This window comes from Paenimyroides baculatum, from assembly GCF_008629655.1.
GTDB classification, from domain to species: Bacteria; Bacteroidota; Bacteroidia; order Flavobacteriales; family Flavobacteriaceae; genus Flavobacterium; species Flavobacterium baculatum.
In genome coordinates this window covers 324,819-341,897 of the sequence record NZ_VWSG01000003.1, presented here as the reverse complement: position 1 = coordinate 341,897, position 17,079 = coordinate 324,819, and the positions used below count along the sequence as shown (strand labels likewise).

Annotated in this window: 14 protein-coding genes; 5 read left to right on the top strand and 9 right to left on the bottom strand. The window is 33.9% G+C overall.

Annotated features, from left to right (window positions below; genetic code table 11):
* Positions 1–35: 35 nt before the first annotated feature.
* Positions 36–2,426 carry a GAF domain-containing protein gene (locus tag F0460_RS06225; protein WP_150011326.1) on the top strand — a complete coding sequence of 797 codons (2,391 nt, stop codon included), beginning with the start codon at positions 36–38 and terminating at the stop codon, positions 2,424–2,426.
* Here F0460_RS06225 and F0460_RS06220 read toward each other — a convergent pair.
* Entirely contained in the window at positions 2,413–3,594 is a 1,182-nt protein-coding gene (locus F0460_RS06220) for a Pycsar system effector family protein (protein ID WP_150011324.1), read from the bottom strand. The two genes, F0460_RS06225 and F0460_RS06220, sit on opposite strands and share 14 nt — an antisense overlap.
* A 26-nt stretch (positions 3,595–3,620) precedes the next feature.
* On the opposite strand from F0460_RS06220, the gene F0460_RS06215 reads away from it, so the two are divergent.
* Entirely contained in the window at positions 3,621–7,313 is a 3,693-nt protein-coding gene (locus tag F0460_RS06215) for a metallophosphoesterase (RefSeq protein ID WP_190304104.1), read from the top strand.
* Here the strand turns inward: F0460_RS06215 and F0460_RS06210 are convergent.
* A complete protein-coding gene (locus F0460_RS06210; protein ID WP_150011320.1) occupies positions 7,310–8,176 on the bottom strand; it encodes a hypothetical protein in 867 nt (288 codons plus the stop codon). The genes F0460_RS06215 and F0460_RS06210 overlap by 4 nt on opposite strands.
* Before the next feature lie 54 nt (positions 8,177–8,230).
* Positions 8,231–8,683, bottom strand: a complete 453-nt coding sequence (locus tag F0460_RS06205) for a hypothetical protein (RefSeq protein ID WP_150011318.1) — start codon at positions 8,681–8,683, stop codon at positions 8,231–8,233.
* Positions 8,684–8,773: 90 nt separating this feature from the next.
* On the opposite strand from F0460_RS06205, the gene F0460_RS06200 reads away from it, so the two are divergent.
* The 3 genes from F0460_RS06200 to F0460_RS06190 are packed head-to-tail and all read left to right on the top strand — an operon-like array spanning position 8,774 to position 10,763.
* On the top strand, positions 8,774–9,358 hold the full coding sequence (locus tag F0460_RS06200) for a DUF1684 domain-containing protein (protein WP_150011316.1): 585 nt from the start codon (positions 8,774–8,776) through the stop codon (positions 9,356–9,358).
* Positions 9,359–9,361: 3 nt separating this feature from the next.
* Positions 9,362–9,997 (top strand): TatD family hydrolase, encoded by a 636-nt coding sequence (locus F0460_RS06195; protein WP_150011314.1) that lies wholly within the window; start codon positions 9,362–9,364, stop codon positions 9,995–9,997.
* Between the two features lie 49 nt (positions 9,998–10,046).
* Positions 10,047–10,763 (top strand): tRNA threonylcarbamoyladenosine dehydratase, encoded by a 717-nt coding sequence (locus F0460_RS06190; protein ID WP_150011312.1) that lies wholly within the window; start codon positions 10,047–10,049, stop codon positions 10,761–10,763.
* Between the two features lie 35 nt (positions 10,764–10,798).
* Here the strand turns inward: F0460_RS06190 and F0460_RS06185 are convergent, their stop codons facing one another.
* Genes F0460_RS06185 through F0460_RS06160 form a run of 6 tightly spaced genes read right to left on the bottom strand, consistent with a single transcriptional unit; the run spans position 10,799 to position 17,051 of the window.
* Positions 10,799–11,440 carry a hypothetical protein gene (locus tag F0460_RS06185; protein WP_150011310.1) on the bottom strand — a complete coding sequence of 214 codons (642 nt, stop codon included), beginning with the start codon at positions 11,438–11,440 and terminating at the stop codon, positions 10,799–10,801.
* 60 nt (positions 11,441–11,500) lie between these two features.
* The gene (rodA, locus tag F0460_RS06180; RefSeq protein ID WP_150011308.1) at positions 11,501–12,775 is read right to left on the bottom strand and encodes a rod shape-determining protein RodA; all 1,275 of its coding nucleotides are present in this window, start codon (positions 12,773–12,775) and stop codon (positions 11,501–11,503) included.
* The gene (gene mrdA / locus F0460_RS06175) at positions 12,762–14,678 is read right to left on the bottom strand and encodes a penicillin-binding protein 2 (RefSeq protein ID WP_150011306.1); all 1,917 of its coding nucleotides are present in this window, start codon (positions 14,676–14,678) and stop codon (positions 12,762–12,764) included. The genes rodA and mrdA overlap by 14 nt, the downstream gene beginning before the upstream one ends.
* A complete protein-coding gene (locus F0460_RS06170; protein ID WP_150011304.1) occupies positions 14,675–15,181 on the bottom strand; it encodes a rod shape-determining protein MreD in 507 nt (168 codons plus the stop codon). Before F0460_RS06170 ends, mrdA begins: the two co-directional genes overlap by 4 nt.
* Positions 15,174–16,007 (bottom strand): rod shape-determining protein MreC, encoded by an 834-nt coding sequence (gene mreC, locus F0460_RS06165; protein ID WP_150011302.1) that lies wholly within the window; start codon positions 16,005–16,007, stop codon positions 15,174–15,176. Before mreC ends, F0460_RS06170 begins: the two co-directional genes overlap by 8 nt.
* 15 nt (positions 16,008–16,022) lie before the next feature.
* Positions 16,023–17,051, bottom strand: coding sequence for a rod shape-determining protein (locus F0460_RS06160; protein ID WP_150011300.1), 1,029 nt, complete (start codon positions 17,049–17,051; stop codon positions 16,023–16,025).
* Positions 17,052–17,079 lie beyond the last annotated feature (28 nt).

The following is a 17,079-nucleotide window of genomic DNA, read 5'->3' as shown; positions in this document are numbered from 1 at the left end:
CTCAAAATTGTACATTTGTAAAAAGCTGTTTATTTATGAATGACGAGTTGAATTTAGGTATCGATTATTTTAGTCAAAGTCCGTTTTATTCTGTAATTTCTTTCCATAAAGTTATTAATGCGTTGAAGGAAATCGCCAAGGAAACCGAAACGCCTTATCGTGCCATTTATGCACAATCGTTGTTAGACGAAGTTGCCAAAGTACCCGAATTGTATGAAGGAATCACCTCTAAAAAACTTATTTACGACAATTTGCCGTTGATTCATAATTTACTTGCCGATTTATTTCCTACTGCGTTAACAGCAAATGAAATAAAAGCGGTGAGTTTACCTTTTCAAAATTTCAACTTTAATTTTACACAGCGTTTTCAAAAGATAATTAGTGAAGCAGGTGAGGAATTCGAAATTAATTTTCGTGATTTTAATAACGATCAGTATTACATTTTCAGTTGTTGCTTGATTTTAAACAGTTGGTATGGCGAAAACTTTGATTTATCGCGACCAATGTTTTACGATATTCCAGATAAAAATGGTGTGATGAAACATTACCGCATTACATTTAATGGCGATTTTACGGAACTGATTCCTACCGAAAATGCATTGAAAATTACGCAAGACGATATTAAAATGCTGAAGCGTAGTTATAACGATATTACTGTTTGGAAAGAAAAATTCCCGATTCACAGTTGGATTCTTAAAGGTTTTGGAATTATTACTTTGACCGATGTTACCATTGAAAATACTATATCAAGTATAAAAACAAATTTGTTAAAACCTGGGCAGGAAGGTATCAGTATTACAGAAGGGAAAGAGGTTTTTAGGTCAATATTTAAAGAGAAGAATATAGATTACGGTATTTTCTTTGTGAACGATCTTTCGTATGATTTTATAGAATTGCCTTTGGTTGTCGATTTTAAAAGCGATTTTAAAATTCCTGCAAATGCTTCAAAAGAACTTTTAAATGCAGCAAAAAAGTTTTTTAAACAGTTTAATAATTCGGTTGATTATTTCTGTGTAACCGATATTTTAGAATTGTACAACCATAAAGATTGGATTCCATATTTAGATTATCTGCAAACTAAAAATATTCGCAGTTTTATTCTGGCTCCTATTAAAAAAACCGATGCTTTTCAGGCATATATCGAAATTACAAGCAGCATTCCTTTTGCTTTGCACACTGTTAACGCAAACAAGTTGAACGATGTAATGCCGCTAATTAACGATACGTTTATAAAATATCAGATCGATGTAAAAAATGAACTGGATGCAATTATTCAGCGAGAATATACAACATTCCACCCAAGCGTAAACTGGAAATTCGAAGAACAGGCAAAAAACTATTATTTTGCCAAAACACATAATACCGAAACGGTTTTAAAGGAAATTGAATTCGAAAATATTTATCCGCTTTATGGCGAAACCGATATTCAGTCTTCAACAAAATTCAGGAACAATGCCATGCTGACTGATTTGCGCAGACAGTTAAAAGAAATTCTGAATGTGTTGGAATTTATCAAACCGAAAGAAGAAACATTGTTGTTTCAACAGCGCATAAATGAAATTATTTTCTTTCAAAATCAGTTAAAAACTCATCAGTTTGTAGCCGAAGCGCAGATTCATCGATATATAATTGACACGATTCATCCGTTGTTTAAACAGTTAAGCGAAAAAGAAGAATATCAAACAATTATTAAAAAGTATAATGAGCAGTTAGATGAAAAACACCAGCGTTTCTGGCATCAGCGCAAAAAATACGATCTAGCCATACAAACCGTTAACAAGCAGTTGACCGATGTTTTAGATACCGAGCAAATTGCAGTGCAAACCGTTTATCCACATTATTTTGAACGATTTAGAAGCGATGGCGTAGAACACAATTTGTTCATTGGCAACAGCATAACTCCGACTCAAATTTACGATTCTATGTATCTGTATAATTTACGTTTATGGCAACTTCAGGTTATGTGTAAAGTGGTGGTAATGCATCAAAATTTAAAGGAGAAGTTAAGTTTTGATATGGATTTAACCAGCTTGATTTTAGTTTATAACGAATCTATTTCGATTAAATTTAGAATGGATGAAAAGCGTTTTGATGTTGAAAGTAACGATGATATCCGCTTTGAATTAATGAAAAAACGTTTGGCGAAAGCAATGGTTAAAAATACCAGCGAACGTTTGGTACAAGCCAATAAAGTGACCATTGTTTATTTAAATGAAACCGATAAAAATGATTATTTGAATTATATCGATTTTTTAAAGGATCAAAATTATTTTACAGACGAAATAGAATACTTAACGGTTGAAGATCTGCAGGATATTACTGATCTAAAAGCTTTGCGCGTAACAATTAATACCGATTTTAATATCGATAATTTTAAAATATTCTCTTACACTGATTTTATCAATTATCTGACTAAATTCGTATAAAAGCGATACAAAAAGCAGCTACCGAAATAATTATTCCGTACATAAAAACCGTGTACGAAATGCTCAACATTCTATATTTTTTGTTCAAAACCAAACCTAAATAGTACAAATCTTTAATCAAGGTATCGTACAAATAATCGCGGTCTTTCATTAAATCGTTCATGGCATCGTTAAAATCACTTAAAGGGAGTTGATGAAAGTTTCCGAAAAACAAAATATTTACTTTGCGTTGTTCAATTTCTTTTTTAGTAACAGTGTTTGAACTCACTTTTGGTTTGGTAGCCAAAATGGTATAAACAATGGTTATAACGCTGAAAATAAGTAATATAAAAGTTGGGATAATTAAATGCGCATTACTCGGACTGTCTAATTTAGGGATAATCGCCGTTAACGAAATTGATATAAGAATGGAGTTTACCGATAGTAAAATGTTTGCTTTACTGTCTGCAATGGCACTTAATTGGGTATGATTGTTTAAAGTGGTGCGAAAAAGCGTATCGATTCCTCTTTCCGGTCGATCCAATTTCTCCAGCTTTTTCTCTTTTAGTTCTTTATTTTTTCCTTTTTTGTTCAGTTTTAATTTCTCTAAATTCTCGCGAAGTTTAAAAATATTTTTCTCCTTTTTTGGCTGCCAGTATGTTTTTGCATAATCGGTAAAATAATATTGATTTTTAGTTAAAACAGTCAAATTTTCTGTGCACCAGTCAATATCAGTCAGCTGTTTTGTACAAGTAGTTTCAATTTCATTCTTCAATAATTCGCCAAGCTCGTTGTAATTATCTAATGTAAAATGATAAAAATCGGCATCTTTCATACACATCTCCAATAAATTTGTCGGGAAATGTGAACATTTTGTTGCTAAAATCAAACTACAAACCTGATCAATATTTACATTTTCAGAAGAATTTTCTTTAATGAAATCTTTGAAAATTTCGCAACTTCTCTCTTCATGATTTTCAGGTCCATTTATGTAACCGGCATCGTGAAACCATGCAGCAACCCTTAAATGCGTAGCATCAGGCTCTAAAATATGTTCGCCATTTATCAGTTCATTTATCGCAGTTACCACCCGTAAAGTATGTAAATAATCATGATAAATATATTCAGAAGATAGTTTATCTTTGAAAAGGTTGAAAATATATGCTTCGGCTTTTAATAAAAGTTCCATTGATGAATTTTTTACAAATTAAAATTATGAAATTTAACTCACATATTGCAAAGATTTCTGTTTTTGCTTTTGCCATTTCTTTGTTAAATGCCTGCGCATCTTTTCATGAACAAGTTGGTAAGGATTTTTCTCGCGATATGATTACTAACGAAGGTAAAGGTAAATTATTGCATGAAATTGTTGTTGTGGGCGATGCCGGAAATGCCAACGAACCGCAAGGGCAACAATTATTGCAAACGGTTGAAGGGTATTTGAAACAGAACGATAACAATAAAACCTTGCTTTTTATCGGCGATAATATTTATCCGTTGGGAATGCCGAAAGTGGGCGATAAAGATCGATTGTTAGCGGAAGCAAAATTGAATGCACAGATAGATTTAGCAAAATCTGTAAACGGAAAAACCATTTTTTTGGCAGGAAATCACGATTGGTATCATGGTTTGGATGGTTTGTTGGATCAGAAAGAATATGTTGAAAGTAAGTTGGGGAAGAAGTCGTTTCTACCTAAAAAGCACGATGCAATTGATGTGGTTGAGGTAAACGATAAATTGTCGATTATAACGGTTGATAGCGAATGGTTTATACAGAATTGGGATAAATATCCGAATATAAATGAAGAAAGTGCAATTAAAACCCGTGAAGATTTTTTTGAAGAATTCCGCAGTTTAATCAACAAAAATCAAAATAAGGTTACGGTTGTTGCCATTCATCATCCCATGATTACAAATGGTTCACACGGTGGATATTTTTCTGCAAGAAATCATCTTTTTCCTTATAAAAAAGTGCCGTTGCCGGTTTTAGGAAGTGTAGCAAATTATTTGCGAAAAACATCGGGTGCAAGTCCGGCTGATATGCAGCATACCTATTATCGAATGATGGTTGATCGATTAAAAACGCTTACAAAAGATAAAGAGCAGGTCGTTTTTGTTTCTGGTCACGAACATAATTTACAGTATATTGAAAACGATGGAATTAAGCAATTAATCAGCGGAGCAGGATCAAAAACCGAAGAAACCAGAAGCGTTCAACCAACAAGTTATACAATTGGCAGCTTGGGATTTGCAACTTTAAAGGTTTACGAAGACAATCATGTAGATGTTTTTATTCATAAAATGACCGATTCTGGCGAAGAAATTGTTTTCAAGAAAACGATTATGTGTCCTGATGATTACAGTGGAAATTATCCAAAAGTTACGCAAACAACTACCATGGCATCGGTTTATCCGCCCGAAGTTACTAAGAAGTCAGATACCTACAGATTTCTTTTCGGGAATCATTACCGCATTATTTATGGTACAAAAGTGAACACACCTGTAGCAAATTTAGAAAGCTTGTATGGTGGTTTAAAACCAATTATTTCTGGTGGTGGCAATCAGTCGCTATCGTTGTGGTTAGAAGATAAAGATGGAAAGCAATACGTGATGAGAGGCTTGCGTAAAAGCTCGAAACAGTTTTTGCAATCGGCAATTTTTAAAGATACTTACATTCAAGATAAGTTGGAAGATACTTTTGTGCTGACGTTTATCGATGATTATTACACCACTTCACATCCATACACCGCATTTATTTTGGGACAGTTGTCTGATGCTGTTGGTCTGTACCATAGCAACCCGAAACTTTTTTACGTTCCCAAACAAAATGCGTTGGGCAAATACAATGCAACGTATGGAAACGAATTGTATATGATCGAAGAGCGTCCGCATAAATCACAGGCGAATATTTCGTCGTTAGGAAAAGGTGACGACATAATCAGCACACAAGATTTGTTGGTGAATTTGGAAAAAGACGAAAAATATAAAGTCGATGAGAAAATGTATCTGCGTGCCCGAATTTTCGATTTTTTAATTGGCGATTGGGACAGACATTCCGATCAATGGCGTTGGGTTGAAAAGAAAGTAGGCAAGGAAGTAATTTATCAGCCGATACCAAGAGATCGCGATCAGGCGTTTGCTAAAATCGACGGAAAATTACTAATGCTTGCAAATAAGCTGAATCCTTTGCGACACATGCAGAATTTTAAAGGGAATTACGGCAAACCACGTTGGATAACAAAATCGGCATTTCCATTAGATAAAGTTTTTCTTCAAAATACAACTTTGCAAGATTGGAAAAATGCAGCAGATGATGTCGTAAACGGTCTAAACGATCAGGTTATTGAAGATGCTTTTAACAGTCTTCCAAAAGAAATCCGTAACCAATACAGCGATGATATTATCGAAATTCTAAAAGAACGTCGATCTAAATTAGTCGCTTTTACAAGTAAATATTACAAAGAATTGTTCAAATACGGAATCGTTGTAGGAACCAATAAAAAAGATACGTTTGTTGTAAATACTTCAAAAAATGAAGTAATTGTTAATCATTATCGCAATAAAAATTCGGGCGATACGTTAATGGCATCTTACAAGTATCTGCCAAAAACAACCAAAGAAATCTGGATTTATGGTTTAGATGATGATGATAATATAAAGGTTAACGGTGAAAAATCAAAAATTCGTTTAAAGCTAATCGGTGGGAAGAATAACGATGTTTATAATGTAGCATCAAAAACAAGCACAAAAATTTTCGATTATGGTTCAAAACCGGTAACTATCGAAGAAAAAGGAAATGCAAGCGTTGTTTTGCGCGATCAGTACAATTTAAACCAGTACGATTATCGCAAAGCGCCTTTAAATGTACTGGCTATTTTACCCGATGCAGGTTATAATCGTGACAACGGGGTGATGTTGGGCTTGAACGGAACATACACCATGAAGAAGTTCAACCAAAATCCGTATTCGCAAAAACATCAGTTACGAATGAAGTTCAATTTTGCAACCTCGGGTATTTTTGCAGCCTATAAAGGTAGTTTCAAAGATTATTCAAACACCGGATATTGGAACGTGGAAGCCCTAGCAACTTCATCAAACTTTACAAGAAACTTTTTTGGGGTTGATAATTTGGCTACGTACGATAAAAGTGCTTTCAGAGATAATTATTACCGAGTAAGAACATCGCAAATGGAAGTTAAACCAACATACGAATGGAAAGGTCGCAACGGAGGTTCGTTTTTGATCGGAGCAACATACGAATCGACAAAAATTGAAAAAACAAATAACCGATTGATTGACGAGCAGTTGTTTACGCAGTTAAATGATTCTTATGATAAGACCGATTTTGTTGGTGCCCGATTGAAATATCAGTTCGAGAATTACGATAATACGCAAGAACCAACGGTTGGTTTAGGATTTATGCTTTTGTTTGGAAATCGTTTTTTTGTAGATGATTTTAATAAAACACACCAGTATTTGAATTCTAAATTGAATTTTGTAGTGCCGATTTCTAACGATAAAAAACTAACATGGTCGTCAACTTATTTGTTAGAAAAGATTTTTGGAGACGATTATCATTTTTATCAGGCTGCCACGTTAGGATCTAATAACGGGTTGCGAGGTTATCGTCAGCAGCGTTTTATGGGCGATACATCGTTTGTAACAAGTCAGGACATCCGTTATAAAATGAAACACATAACCAACGGAGTTTTACCTTTAAGTTATGGTTTTTATGCCGGATACGATGTTGGTAAAGTTTGGAATAAATGGGATCCGAACAATCAATGGTATCACAGTTACGGTGGCGGTTTATGGTTGAACGCGCTGGATTCGTTTACGGCTTACGGCGGTATTTTTACAAGTAAAGAGAATAGTTTGGTAAGTTTTGGTGTTGGATTTACTTTTTAGTTTAAATCCAACACAAAAACTTTTCCGCCTTTTTTACCTTTTTCGCTTTCATCTGCCATAAAAAGTTCTTTATCACTTTTAAAAGTAATTGCTTCTTTTTGCGAATTATGACCTAATTCTTTAATAGTTATATTTTCTTGTTTAAAAGAATCATCGTTCAAAAACGGAATTAACAACACCTTATCGTGTGTTAATAATGCAATTTCGTTTCCGTTTTTATTAAGCGCTGCACCAGTAATTGCACAACTTTTATACTGACTGCATGTTTGTAAAGTTGCAATTTTTTCGGCTTTAAAATTTCCGTTTTTATTTGGCACTTTGTAAACGAAAAAAGTTCCATCAAAACCTTTAGATCTGTTTTTGGTAAACAAATAAAAAGTATCATTAGTTACTACAAAAGCTTCGCAATCGTACAATAAATTGCTTTTTTTAGGTGGAAAATCGGTTTGATCTTCGTAATAGAAAGTAGTTTCTTGTGATGTATTAATTGAATTAGAAGTTAAATCAGATCCATTAACTTTTAAAATGCGCAAGTCTTTACGTTTATTATCGTTGTTTCCAAAATTTCCAATATAAATGTTTCCCTTGGTATCTTGCGATAAATCTTCCCAATCGGTGTTTTCCTGATTATTCACAGTAACCGTATTTTCAAAAGTACCGTCAACCGAATAAATATACAATTCTGACGGATTTCCTTTATCCTGCAACATCCACAACTTCTGCGTTGGCTGGTGAAAAATCATTCCCGAAACTTCGGTATGCTTTTTATTTAAAGTAAAAACTTCTTTAAAATTATTTTCTTGCGATTTTGTTGAACACGCATATAATAAGGAAAAACTAAAAAAGACAATATATTTTTTCATTTCGGAATTTTAGAGTAAAATTAAAAAAAGACCGTGAAAGTCTTTTTAATTTGGTTAGATAATTTGATAAACGTTATCAGAGGAAGTTCCAGAGCGATTATTTTTGTTGTTTTTGATCGAAAATTTCCTGGTTTCTTTCCCTTCTTTTTTATCGGTTGAAAATGAAATACTAAAAGGCAATAATCTTAAATCATCAGTTCCAAAAGTCAACGTTTCCCATTTTCCGTTATTTTGGAACAAAAGTTCTATGTATTCTAATTGATTTCTGTTGAATTTTTGATTCACAAACGAAATACTGATTCCGTGATCTTGTGCTGTTTTTTCGATTTCTTTTAAATCGTTCATAGTAGAATTTCCTGAAACAGTCATTAATCCCGTATTAGAGCCTATTAATTTAACTTCAACAGCGTAAACAGATTGTTCGGGCTTCTCCGACTTCACTCTTGTTTCTTGCGCACTTGCAAATAATCCGGTTAACCCAATAACACAACAAATAAGTTTCTTCATGTTTTTATGTTTTTAGGATATAACGATCATTTTAAAAATTTAGTGTGTTTGTTTAAAAAACAAAATATGTAATTTTGATAAAAAAAGAACATGTACAAATTACTTATACTTTTTCTACTATTTACCAATTTAGTTTTTTCTCAAAGCAATAAAAAAGAGGTTCTTGAATATCAGAAAGAATTGAACGAATCATATTTTAATCCAGAGAAAACTCCTTTAAAAGAGGATGAGCTGAAAGATTTTAAAGGATTGAATTTTTATCCTTACAATGATAAATTTGTAGTAAAAGCTACTTTGCAAAAATTAGAAAATCAGCCGGTTTTTAAAATGCCGACTTCTGGTAAAAACCAACCTGATTATAAACGTTACGGAATTTTACATTTTACAATCGATAATAAAAAATTTCAGTTGGAAGTTTATCAAAACATCGATCTAATAAAAATGAAAGGTTATAAAAAGCACTTGTTTTTACCTTTTATCGATGAAACCAGCGGAAACGAAACCTACGGCGCCGGACGATATTTAGATATTGAAATTCCTGACGGAAACGAAATTGTGTTAGATTTTAATAAAGCATATCATCCTTACTGTGCGTATACTTTAGGATATTCGTGCCCGATAACGCCCGACGTAAATTTTCTGAAAACTGAAATTTTAGCCGGTGTAAAATTCTAAATTATGCATTACAATATTCATACGCATCATTTTTCAAACAACAGCGAAATTGTAGAATTGGTCAATCAATATCCGAATGAAATAAATACCGAATTGCCCAATTTTACTGTGGGCATTCATCCTTGGTATCTAAACGAAAATACTTTTTTAGATGATTTAGCTGTAATTGAAAATACAATTCAACTTCCTAATTTTAAAGCAGTAGGCGAGTGCGGTTTGGACAAACGGATAGAAACTTCGATAGAAATTCAAAAAAAAATACTCATTCCGCAATTACTTTTAGCCGAAAAATATAAAAAACCGGTAATTTTGCACTGCGTTGCTGCGTATCAGGAAATCATTGAAATCAAAAAAGAATTAAAGCTAACCATTCCAATGGTTATTCATGGTTTTTCAAAGAATAGTCAGGTTGCAGAAAGTTTGATAAAGAACGGATTTTATCTATCGTTTGGGAAATATCTATTGCAGAATCCTGAATTGGAAAATGTACTGAAAACGATTCCGTTGAATCAGCTTTTTTTAGAAACCGACATGATTGATCAAACGATTTTTGAAGTATACAGCAAGGCAGAACATGTTCTAAATATAAATTTAGAGCCTATAATTGAAGAGAATTATAACCGAGTTTTTAACCAGTAAAAAAGAATCGATTTTTCGATCGAAGAAGTTTTACACAATTTAGTATTTAATGGCTGTTTGGCAGGAAAGAGCAGAATTATTATTTAAACCTGAAGGATTAGAAGTATTAAAAAAAGCCAATGTTTTAATAGTTGGTTTAGGCGGTGTAGGATCGTTTGCAGCAGAATTTATTGTGCGTGCAGGCGTTGGAAACCTTACCATTGTTGACGGTGATACGGTTGATATTACCAATGTTAACAGACAATTGCCCGCATTGCATTCAACCGTTGGGCAACCAAAAGTGGAGATAGTAGGCGACCGATTGATGGATATAAATCCGGAATTGAATTTAACGCGTATTCAGGAATTTTTATCGCCAGAACGTGCAACCGAAATCGTTACCAAAGATTTTGATTACGTTTTAGATTGTATTGACAGTATTACGCCAAAACTAAATTTAATTGTTGCAGCAAAAAAAACCAAAGTAAAAGTAATTTCTAACATGGGTGCAGGCGGTAAAATGGTTGTAAATAAAGTAGTTGTAAAAGACATTAGTAAAACCGATGTTTGTCCCCTCGCAAAAGTAATAAGAAAGCGTTTACGAAAATTGGGCGTAAATAAGGGCGTTAAAGCCGTTTTTTCGATAGAAAAACCAGACGAAAGCAGTTTAAAAATGACCGATGGATCAAACTATAAAAGATCGTTTTTTGGTACAAACAGCTGGATGCCCGGCTTATTCGGACTTCACAGTGCAGAAACCGTGATTAGACATTTGTTGAAAAAGTAAAAAAACGACCTTGAATTTTCAAGGTCGTTTTTGCTTTATTTAATTTGAGCTTTTTTTAATTCAAGCTCTTGTTTGTTTACTTTTAGTTTAAGTTCTGAAATTTTTGTTTCCATCTTTACTAACTTCGATTTCTCTTTAATTTCCTTTTCAAAATCCATTTTGTTTTTAAGTTTTTTACGCTCAAATTCATTTTTAGATTCTTCAAATTTCATTTCAGCCTTACGTAAATCGTTTTCTGCTTTTTTAAGATTGCTTTCTGCTTTTGCAATGGCTTTTTCTTTGCTGGCTGCTTTCTTTTCAGCTTTTATCTTTTGTTTTTGCTCTTTTTCATGAGCTTTTTGCTTTTTCTGTGCAGCTTTAGCTTCCGATTCTGCTTTTTTCTTTGCACGTTTAGCAGCATCTGCTTCTTGTTTTGCTAATTTTTCTTCCGCTTTTTGTCGAGCTTGTTCAGCTTTTAGAATTTCTTCTTCGTAATTAGCTTTGCTAGCAACTGCTGTGGCTGTTGCCGTTGCGGTAGTTGCTGTAGCAGTATTTACAGCTGGTAAAGCCTTAAGCGTATCATTAGCAACTTGTGTAGTTGTATTAATTTGATTTTGTTGAGGTGTAGTGTTTACCTGTGCTTGAATTGTATAACTTGTGCCCATTAACAACCAAGAGAATAAAACAATTTTTTTCATTTTGTAAATATTTTTTATAAAATTAAAATTTAATTATGATTATGCAAAATTTATGCCATGTTACCATTCGTTTACCTTATTGGCATCTAATTTTAAAAAGATGAAAAGTAAAAGGGTAAAGGCAATTAAACTTGATCCGCCGTACGAGAAAAACGGTAACGGAACTCCGATGGTTGGGAAAATTCCGATAAGCATGGATACATTTACGAAGAAATGCATAAATAAAATGGCGGCGACACAATATCCGTAAATCCGTGCAAAAGTATTTTTCTGCTTTTCAGATAAATAAACAATTCGTAATATTAATGTTATAAAACAAGTAATTACGACTATTGATCCGGCAAAACCCCATTCTTCGCCAACGGTTGTAAAAATATAATCGGTATGTTGTTCGGGTACAAAACCGCCTTTTGTTTGTGTTCCTTCTAAAAAACCTTTGCCTATCCATCCACCCGAACCAATTGCAATCATAGACTGGTTAAGGTTGTAACCTTCTTTCTTCATATCTACATCGTCGCCAAGCAATACATTGATACGGTCTTTCTGATGGGCTTCTAAAACATTGTCAAAAACATAATCAACAGAAAATACAAAACCGCTCATTACAACCGCCAAAATAGCGTAGATAAAAGGGTTTCTACTAATGGTTTTGTTGTAAAAAAAGTGAATTCCGCAACCTAAAACTATCAACAGAATTAAAAAAACAGGTTGTATTACCAACGCCAGAATAAACAGTATTATAGCTAAAAAACCGGTCCATAAATACCAACCGGGGAAACCTTCGCGGTACAATACCAAGAATAAAACAGCGAAAATCATTGCCGAACCGGCATCGGGTTGTAACATAATAAATGCAACAGGTAGAAAAATAATTCCCATTGCAATGGCTTGTTCTTTAAGTGTTTGGAAGGTAGTCTGACTTTCGGTTATGTATTTAGACAGAAACAAAGCGGTGCCAATTTTAGCAAATTCTGACGGTTGTAAACTGATTCCACCAAATTGATACCAGTTGGTTTGCCCTTTAATTGTTTTTCCAAAAACGAACAATCCCATTAAAAGTACAATACCTATAACGTAATAAATAAGCGAATATTTTTCATATACTTTGGTATCTAACGAAAGTATCACGATGATCATAGGAATAGTTAAGCCTACAAACAACAACTGTTTTCCGTATGTTTGACTTAGATCAAAAATAGAAGTTTCTTCTAGCGGTAAAGAAGCCGAATAAATGTTCATCCAACCAAAAAGAACAAGCACGGCATACAAAAATATGCTTAACCAATCTACATTGGCAATAACGCTTTGGTTTTCTAAATGTTTAGTTTTTACCATTTTGCTTGGCTTTTAATTTTAACTGACGCTCTTTTTCTAAACGTTTTAAACGGTCTTTTTCTTCTTTTTGTTTGTCCGAAATATCTTTTAAAATATAATTTGCAGATAAATCACCAGCGAACATACGTTTTTCTAAATCGGTACGGGTAATTTCTTTTTTTAGATATTTTTCGATCATTAACGATGCAATCGGTCCCGCCCAACTTGCCCCCCAACTACCGTTTTCAATAAAAACTGCGATTACGATTTTAGGATTTTCTTTAGGTGCAAATGCCAAGAATACCGAGTGATCTTGTAGTTTTACCTTTTCACCGTCAACAACTGCAAAGTTTTCTACCGTTCCTGTTTTACCACAAATATTAATGTCTGGAATTTGTAATCGGCTTGCGGTTCCTGTTTTGTAAACTTCTGCCAATCCTTCGATAACGGGACGGAAATGCTGTTTGTCTATAGTTGTTTGTTTTTTCTGAATGAACGATTTATCAATCTGTTTATTCTCTATTTTTTTGATGATATGAGGTGTGTAGTAATACCCTTCGTTAGCTACAGCACACATTACATTTGCCAGTTGAATAGGTGTCATTTCAACTTCGCCCTGACCAATTGCGTTCGATACAATGGTTGATCCTTTCCAATTCCAGCCTTTGTAAACTTTGTTATAAAGTTCTGATCCCGGAATTCTTCCTTTTTGCCCCGATGGTAAATCGTAACCCATATATTGCCCCAATCCAAAACTTTCCAAGTGTGTTTTCCAAGCGTCAACACCTTGAGCTGATGTTGGATATTTAGCAACAATTCGCAAGTAGGCTTGAGAAAAATACGTGTTACAAGAATGCGCAATTGCAGGGTGAAGATTCCAACTACCGGCATCGTGACATTTTATAAAACGACCGCCTAAATAAAAACCATGACTACACGGAAAACGGGTTTGCGTATCAATTACTTCTTCTTGTAAACCAATTAATCCGGTTAAAATTTTAAAAGGAGATCCCGGAGGAAATTGTCCTTGCAATACTTTATCAAAAAATGGTTTACCCGGAATACTGTCAATTTTTACATAATTTTTTGAACGATCGCGTCCCACAAGTAAATTTGGATCGTAAGACGGTGCGGTAACCAATGCTAGAATTTCTCCGGTTTTAGGCTCAATTGCCACAATACCGCCACGTTTACGAATCATTAATTCTTCGCCGTATCTCTGTAGATCTTTATCAATTGTAATAGTAACGTCGTTTCCTTTTACAGCAACGGTATCGTAAATTCCTTCTTTAAAAGGACCTATTTCTTTGTTGAATTTATCTTTTTGAATGTAATGAACACCTCTAATTCCACGTAAATCTTCTTCGTAAGCCTGTTCAACACCACGCATACCAATCAATTCACCCGATTTGTAGTAAGGTCTTTTCTCTAACTCCATTTCGTTGATCTGACGGATGTATCCAAAAACATTCGCACCAAAATCAACCTGATAGTCGCGTAAATTTCTCTTCTGAATATAAAATCCTTTAAAATGACGGATTTTTTCCTGAAAAGCAGCAAATTCAGTCTTGGTTAACTGTGCCAGAAAAACCGATGGTAAACGGGGAGAATATACTTTAGCTTTTTCAACTTTTTTTAGAAACTCATCTTTTGTGATTTCTAAAATATTACAAAGTTCTAATGTATCGATATTTTTAACCTCGCGCGGAATAACCATGATATCGTAACTTGGTTGGTTTGCCACCATAAGCTGCCCGGTACGATCGTAAATATAGCCACGTTCAGGATATTCATACACAATTTTCAAGGCGTTCATATCTGCCTTTTTCAAGAAAGAATCATCGACAATCTGTAAATAAAAAAGTCTTGCCACAATGATTATAGTAGCAGCAAGTACAATTATGGGAAACAGAAGTTTTCTCATTTTCGAGGCGATTTAATTAATCCGATGATTAAGAATAAAAGGATGATTGTAAAGGCAGATGATGTTACAATGCGCAATAAAATCTCCAAAATAAAGCTAAAGTTAAAAACTTCTAAACTAATTAATATGGTATGATGAATTAAAACGCTGGTTACAACATAGGTTACCAATTCTGACGAAAGCTTATCGGTAATACGCATCATGTGAAATTCGTAACTGTAACCAAATGCCATTTTTAACAGATTTTCCCGAAAAAATGCCAATGTAATACACGCTGTAGTGTGTACGCCGCCCGAATTATTAAAAATATCCAGAATTAATCCCAACAGAAAACTGAAAATTAAAAACAGATGTCGGTTGGTATTTAAAGGATACAGCAGAATGAATAAAATGTATGGGTACGGTGTTACGAATCCAAAAAAATGAATGTTATTAAATACTGTTACCTGAAAGAATACAAGAACAATAAAACGGAACGTATTTAAAATAGTGGTATTATTCATCGCTTACTGTTTGTTCTTCAAGTTCTAAAATCTCTTTAATATGCACGTGTTCAATTAAATATACCGAACTAATATTGGTCATATCGTTAAACAAACGCACGCTGATGGTATAAAAATTCGAATTTTTAGATGTAAATACCTTGTCAACCACTCCAACCGGTACGTTCTCAGGAAAAATAGTCGAAATTCCACCTGTTACAATAGAATCACCTTTTCGCAGAGCTGCCAATTTTGGAATATCCATTAGCTGTACATAGCCCGTGTTTTTTCCGTCCCATGTAATCGTTCCAAAATGGTTGGTATTGCTAACTTTAGCACTGATTTTTGTATGTGTATTCAGTATGCTTTGTATGGTAGCATAATTTTTAGAAACATTTTCAACAATGCCTATAACTCCTTTAGAGTTAATTACACCCATGTCTTTCTTGATACCGTTAGCCTTACCGCCTTTAATGGTTAAGTAGTTTTCTTTTTTGTAAAACGAATTTTTAATGATTTTTGCATTAAAAAGCTTGTAATCTTGGGCGATACGTATTTCCGGATTTACCGCAAACGTACTGTCTACAATCAGTTGGCTGTTGTATAAAATCTGTTTCATTTTGGCATTTTCTTCTGCCAAACGATTGTTTTCGTCTTTTAAATGTAAATATTCGGTAATGCTATTGGTTTTTTCATAGATCGTACCCGAAACAACATTAGCACTGTGCAGCATTTGACTTTGATGATACGAGTGCGTTTGTACCGTTAAATACAATGAAACTACTAAAAGCAGCAAAAACAGTAGTTTAGTACTGTTTTTTGTTATAAAATATATGATTTGCTGCATACTGAATTTGCGGTATTATTTTATAAGGATGCTTTTGAATTTCTCTATATTTTTAATTACGATACCCGTTCCGCGTACTACAGCACGTAAAGGATCTTCTGCAATATAAACCGGTAAATCTGTTTTTTGAGAGATACGTTTGTCTAAACCTCTTAACATAGATCCACCACCAGCTAAATAAATACCTGTGTTATAAATATCGGCAGCTAATTCCGGTGGAGTTTGCGATAATGTTTCCATTACGGCATCTTCAATACGCTGAATAGATTTGTCTAACGCTTTCGCAATTTCTCTATAAGATACGTTTACCTGTTTTGGTTTACCAGTTAACAAGTCACGACCTTGAACCATTAAATCTTCTGGTCCCTGATCTAAATCTTCGATAGCAGCACCAATTTCAATTTTAATTTTTTCTGCAGTTCCTTCACCCACAAACAAATTGTGTTGTGTACGCATGTAGTAGATAATATCGTTTGTGAAAACATCACCGGCAATTTTAACCGATTTATCACAAACAATACCGCCTAATGCCAAAACGGCAATTTCGGTAGTACCACCACCTATATCAACAATCATGTTACCTTTTGGCTGCATAATATCAACACCAATACCAATAGCTGCTGCCATAGGTTCGTGTATTAAATAAACTTCTTTACCGTTTACGCGTTCGCATGATTCTTTGACCGCACGCATTTCAACCTCTGTAATTCCCGACGGAATACAAACCACCATACGTAATGCAGGTGTAAACAATCTCTTTTTTAACGCAGGAATACTTTTAATAAACAGACTGATCATTTTTTCTGATGCATCAAAATCTGCAATAACACCATCTTTTAACGGACGAATGGTTTTAATGTTATCATGTGTTTTACCTTGCATTAAGCTAGCTTCTTTACCCACAGCAATTATTTTTCCCGAAACGCGATCGCGAGCTACAATAGAAGGGCTGTCAACTACAACTTTTCCGTTATGTATTATTAAAGTATTTGCAGTACCAAGGTCCATAGCGATTTCCTCGGTCATGAAATCAAAAAATCCCATATATTTTTTAGAATGGTATTAAGTTAAA

Excerpts from the sequence above, each read along its gene's own strand:
- rodA (WP_150011308.1), bottom strand. The coding sequence starts at position 12,775 with ATGGTAAAAACTAAACATTTAGAAAACCAAAGCGTTATTGCCAATGTA.
- F0460_RS06210 (WP_150011320.1), bottom strand. The coding sequence starts at position 8,176 with ATGAAAAAATATATTGTCTTTTTTAGTTTTTCCTTATTATATGCGTGT.
- F0460_RS06225 (WP_150011326.1), top strand. The coding sequence starts at position 36 with ATGAATGACGAGTTGAATTTAGGTATCGATTATTTTAGTCAAAGTCCG.
- F0460_RS06195 (WP_150011314.1), top strand. The coding sequence starts at position 9,362 with ATGCATTACAATATTCATACGCATCATTTTTCAAACAACAGCGAAATT.
- F0460_RS06185 (WP_150011310.1), bottom strand. The coding sequence starts at position 11,440 with ATGAAAAAAATTGTTTTATTCTCTTGGTTGTTAATGGGCACAAGTTAT.
- mrdA (WP_150011306.1), bottom strand. The coding sequence starts at position 14,678 with ATGAGAAAACTTCTGTTTCCCATAATTGTACTTGCTGCTACTATAATC.
- F0460_RS06190 (WP_150011312.1), top strand. The coding sequence starts at position 10,047 with ATGGCTGTTTGGCAGGAAAGAGCAGAATTATTATTTAAACCTGAAGGA.
- F0460_RS06205 (WP_150011318.1), bottom strand. The coding sequence starts at position 8,683 with ATGAAGAAACTTATTTGTTGTGTTATTGGGTTAACCGGATTATTTGCA.
- F0460_RS06170 (WP_150011304.1), bottom strand. The coding sequence starts at position 15,181 with ATGAATAATACCACTATTTTAAATACGTTCCGTTTTATTGTTCTTGTA.
- F0460_RS06215 (WP_190304104.1), top strand. The coding sequence starts at position 3,621 with ATGAAATTTAACTCACATATTGCAAAGATTTCTGTTTTTGCTTTTGCC.
- F0460_RS06220 (WP_150011324.1), bottom strand. The coding sequence starts at position 3,594 with ATGGAACTTTTATTAAAAGCCGAAGCATATATTTTCAACCTTTTCAAA.
- mreC (WP_150011302.1), bottom strand. The coding sequence starts at position 16,007 with ATGCAGCAAATCATATATTTTATAACAAAAAACAGTACTAAACTACTG.
- F0460_RS06200 (WP_150011316.1), top strand. The coding sequence starts at position 8,774 with ATGTACAAATTACTTATACTTTTTCTACTATTTACCAATTTAGTTTTT.
- F0460_RS06160 (WP_150011300.1), bottom strand. The coding sequence starts at position 17,051 with ATGGGATTTTTTGATTTCATGACCGAGGAAATCGCTATGGACCTTGGT.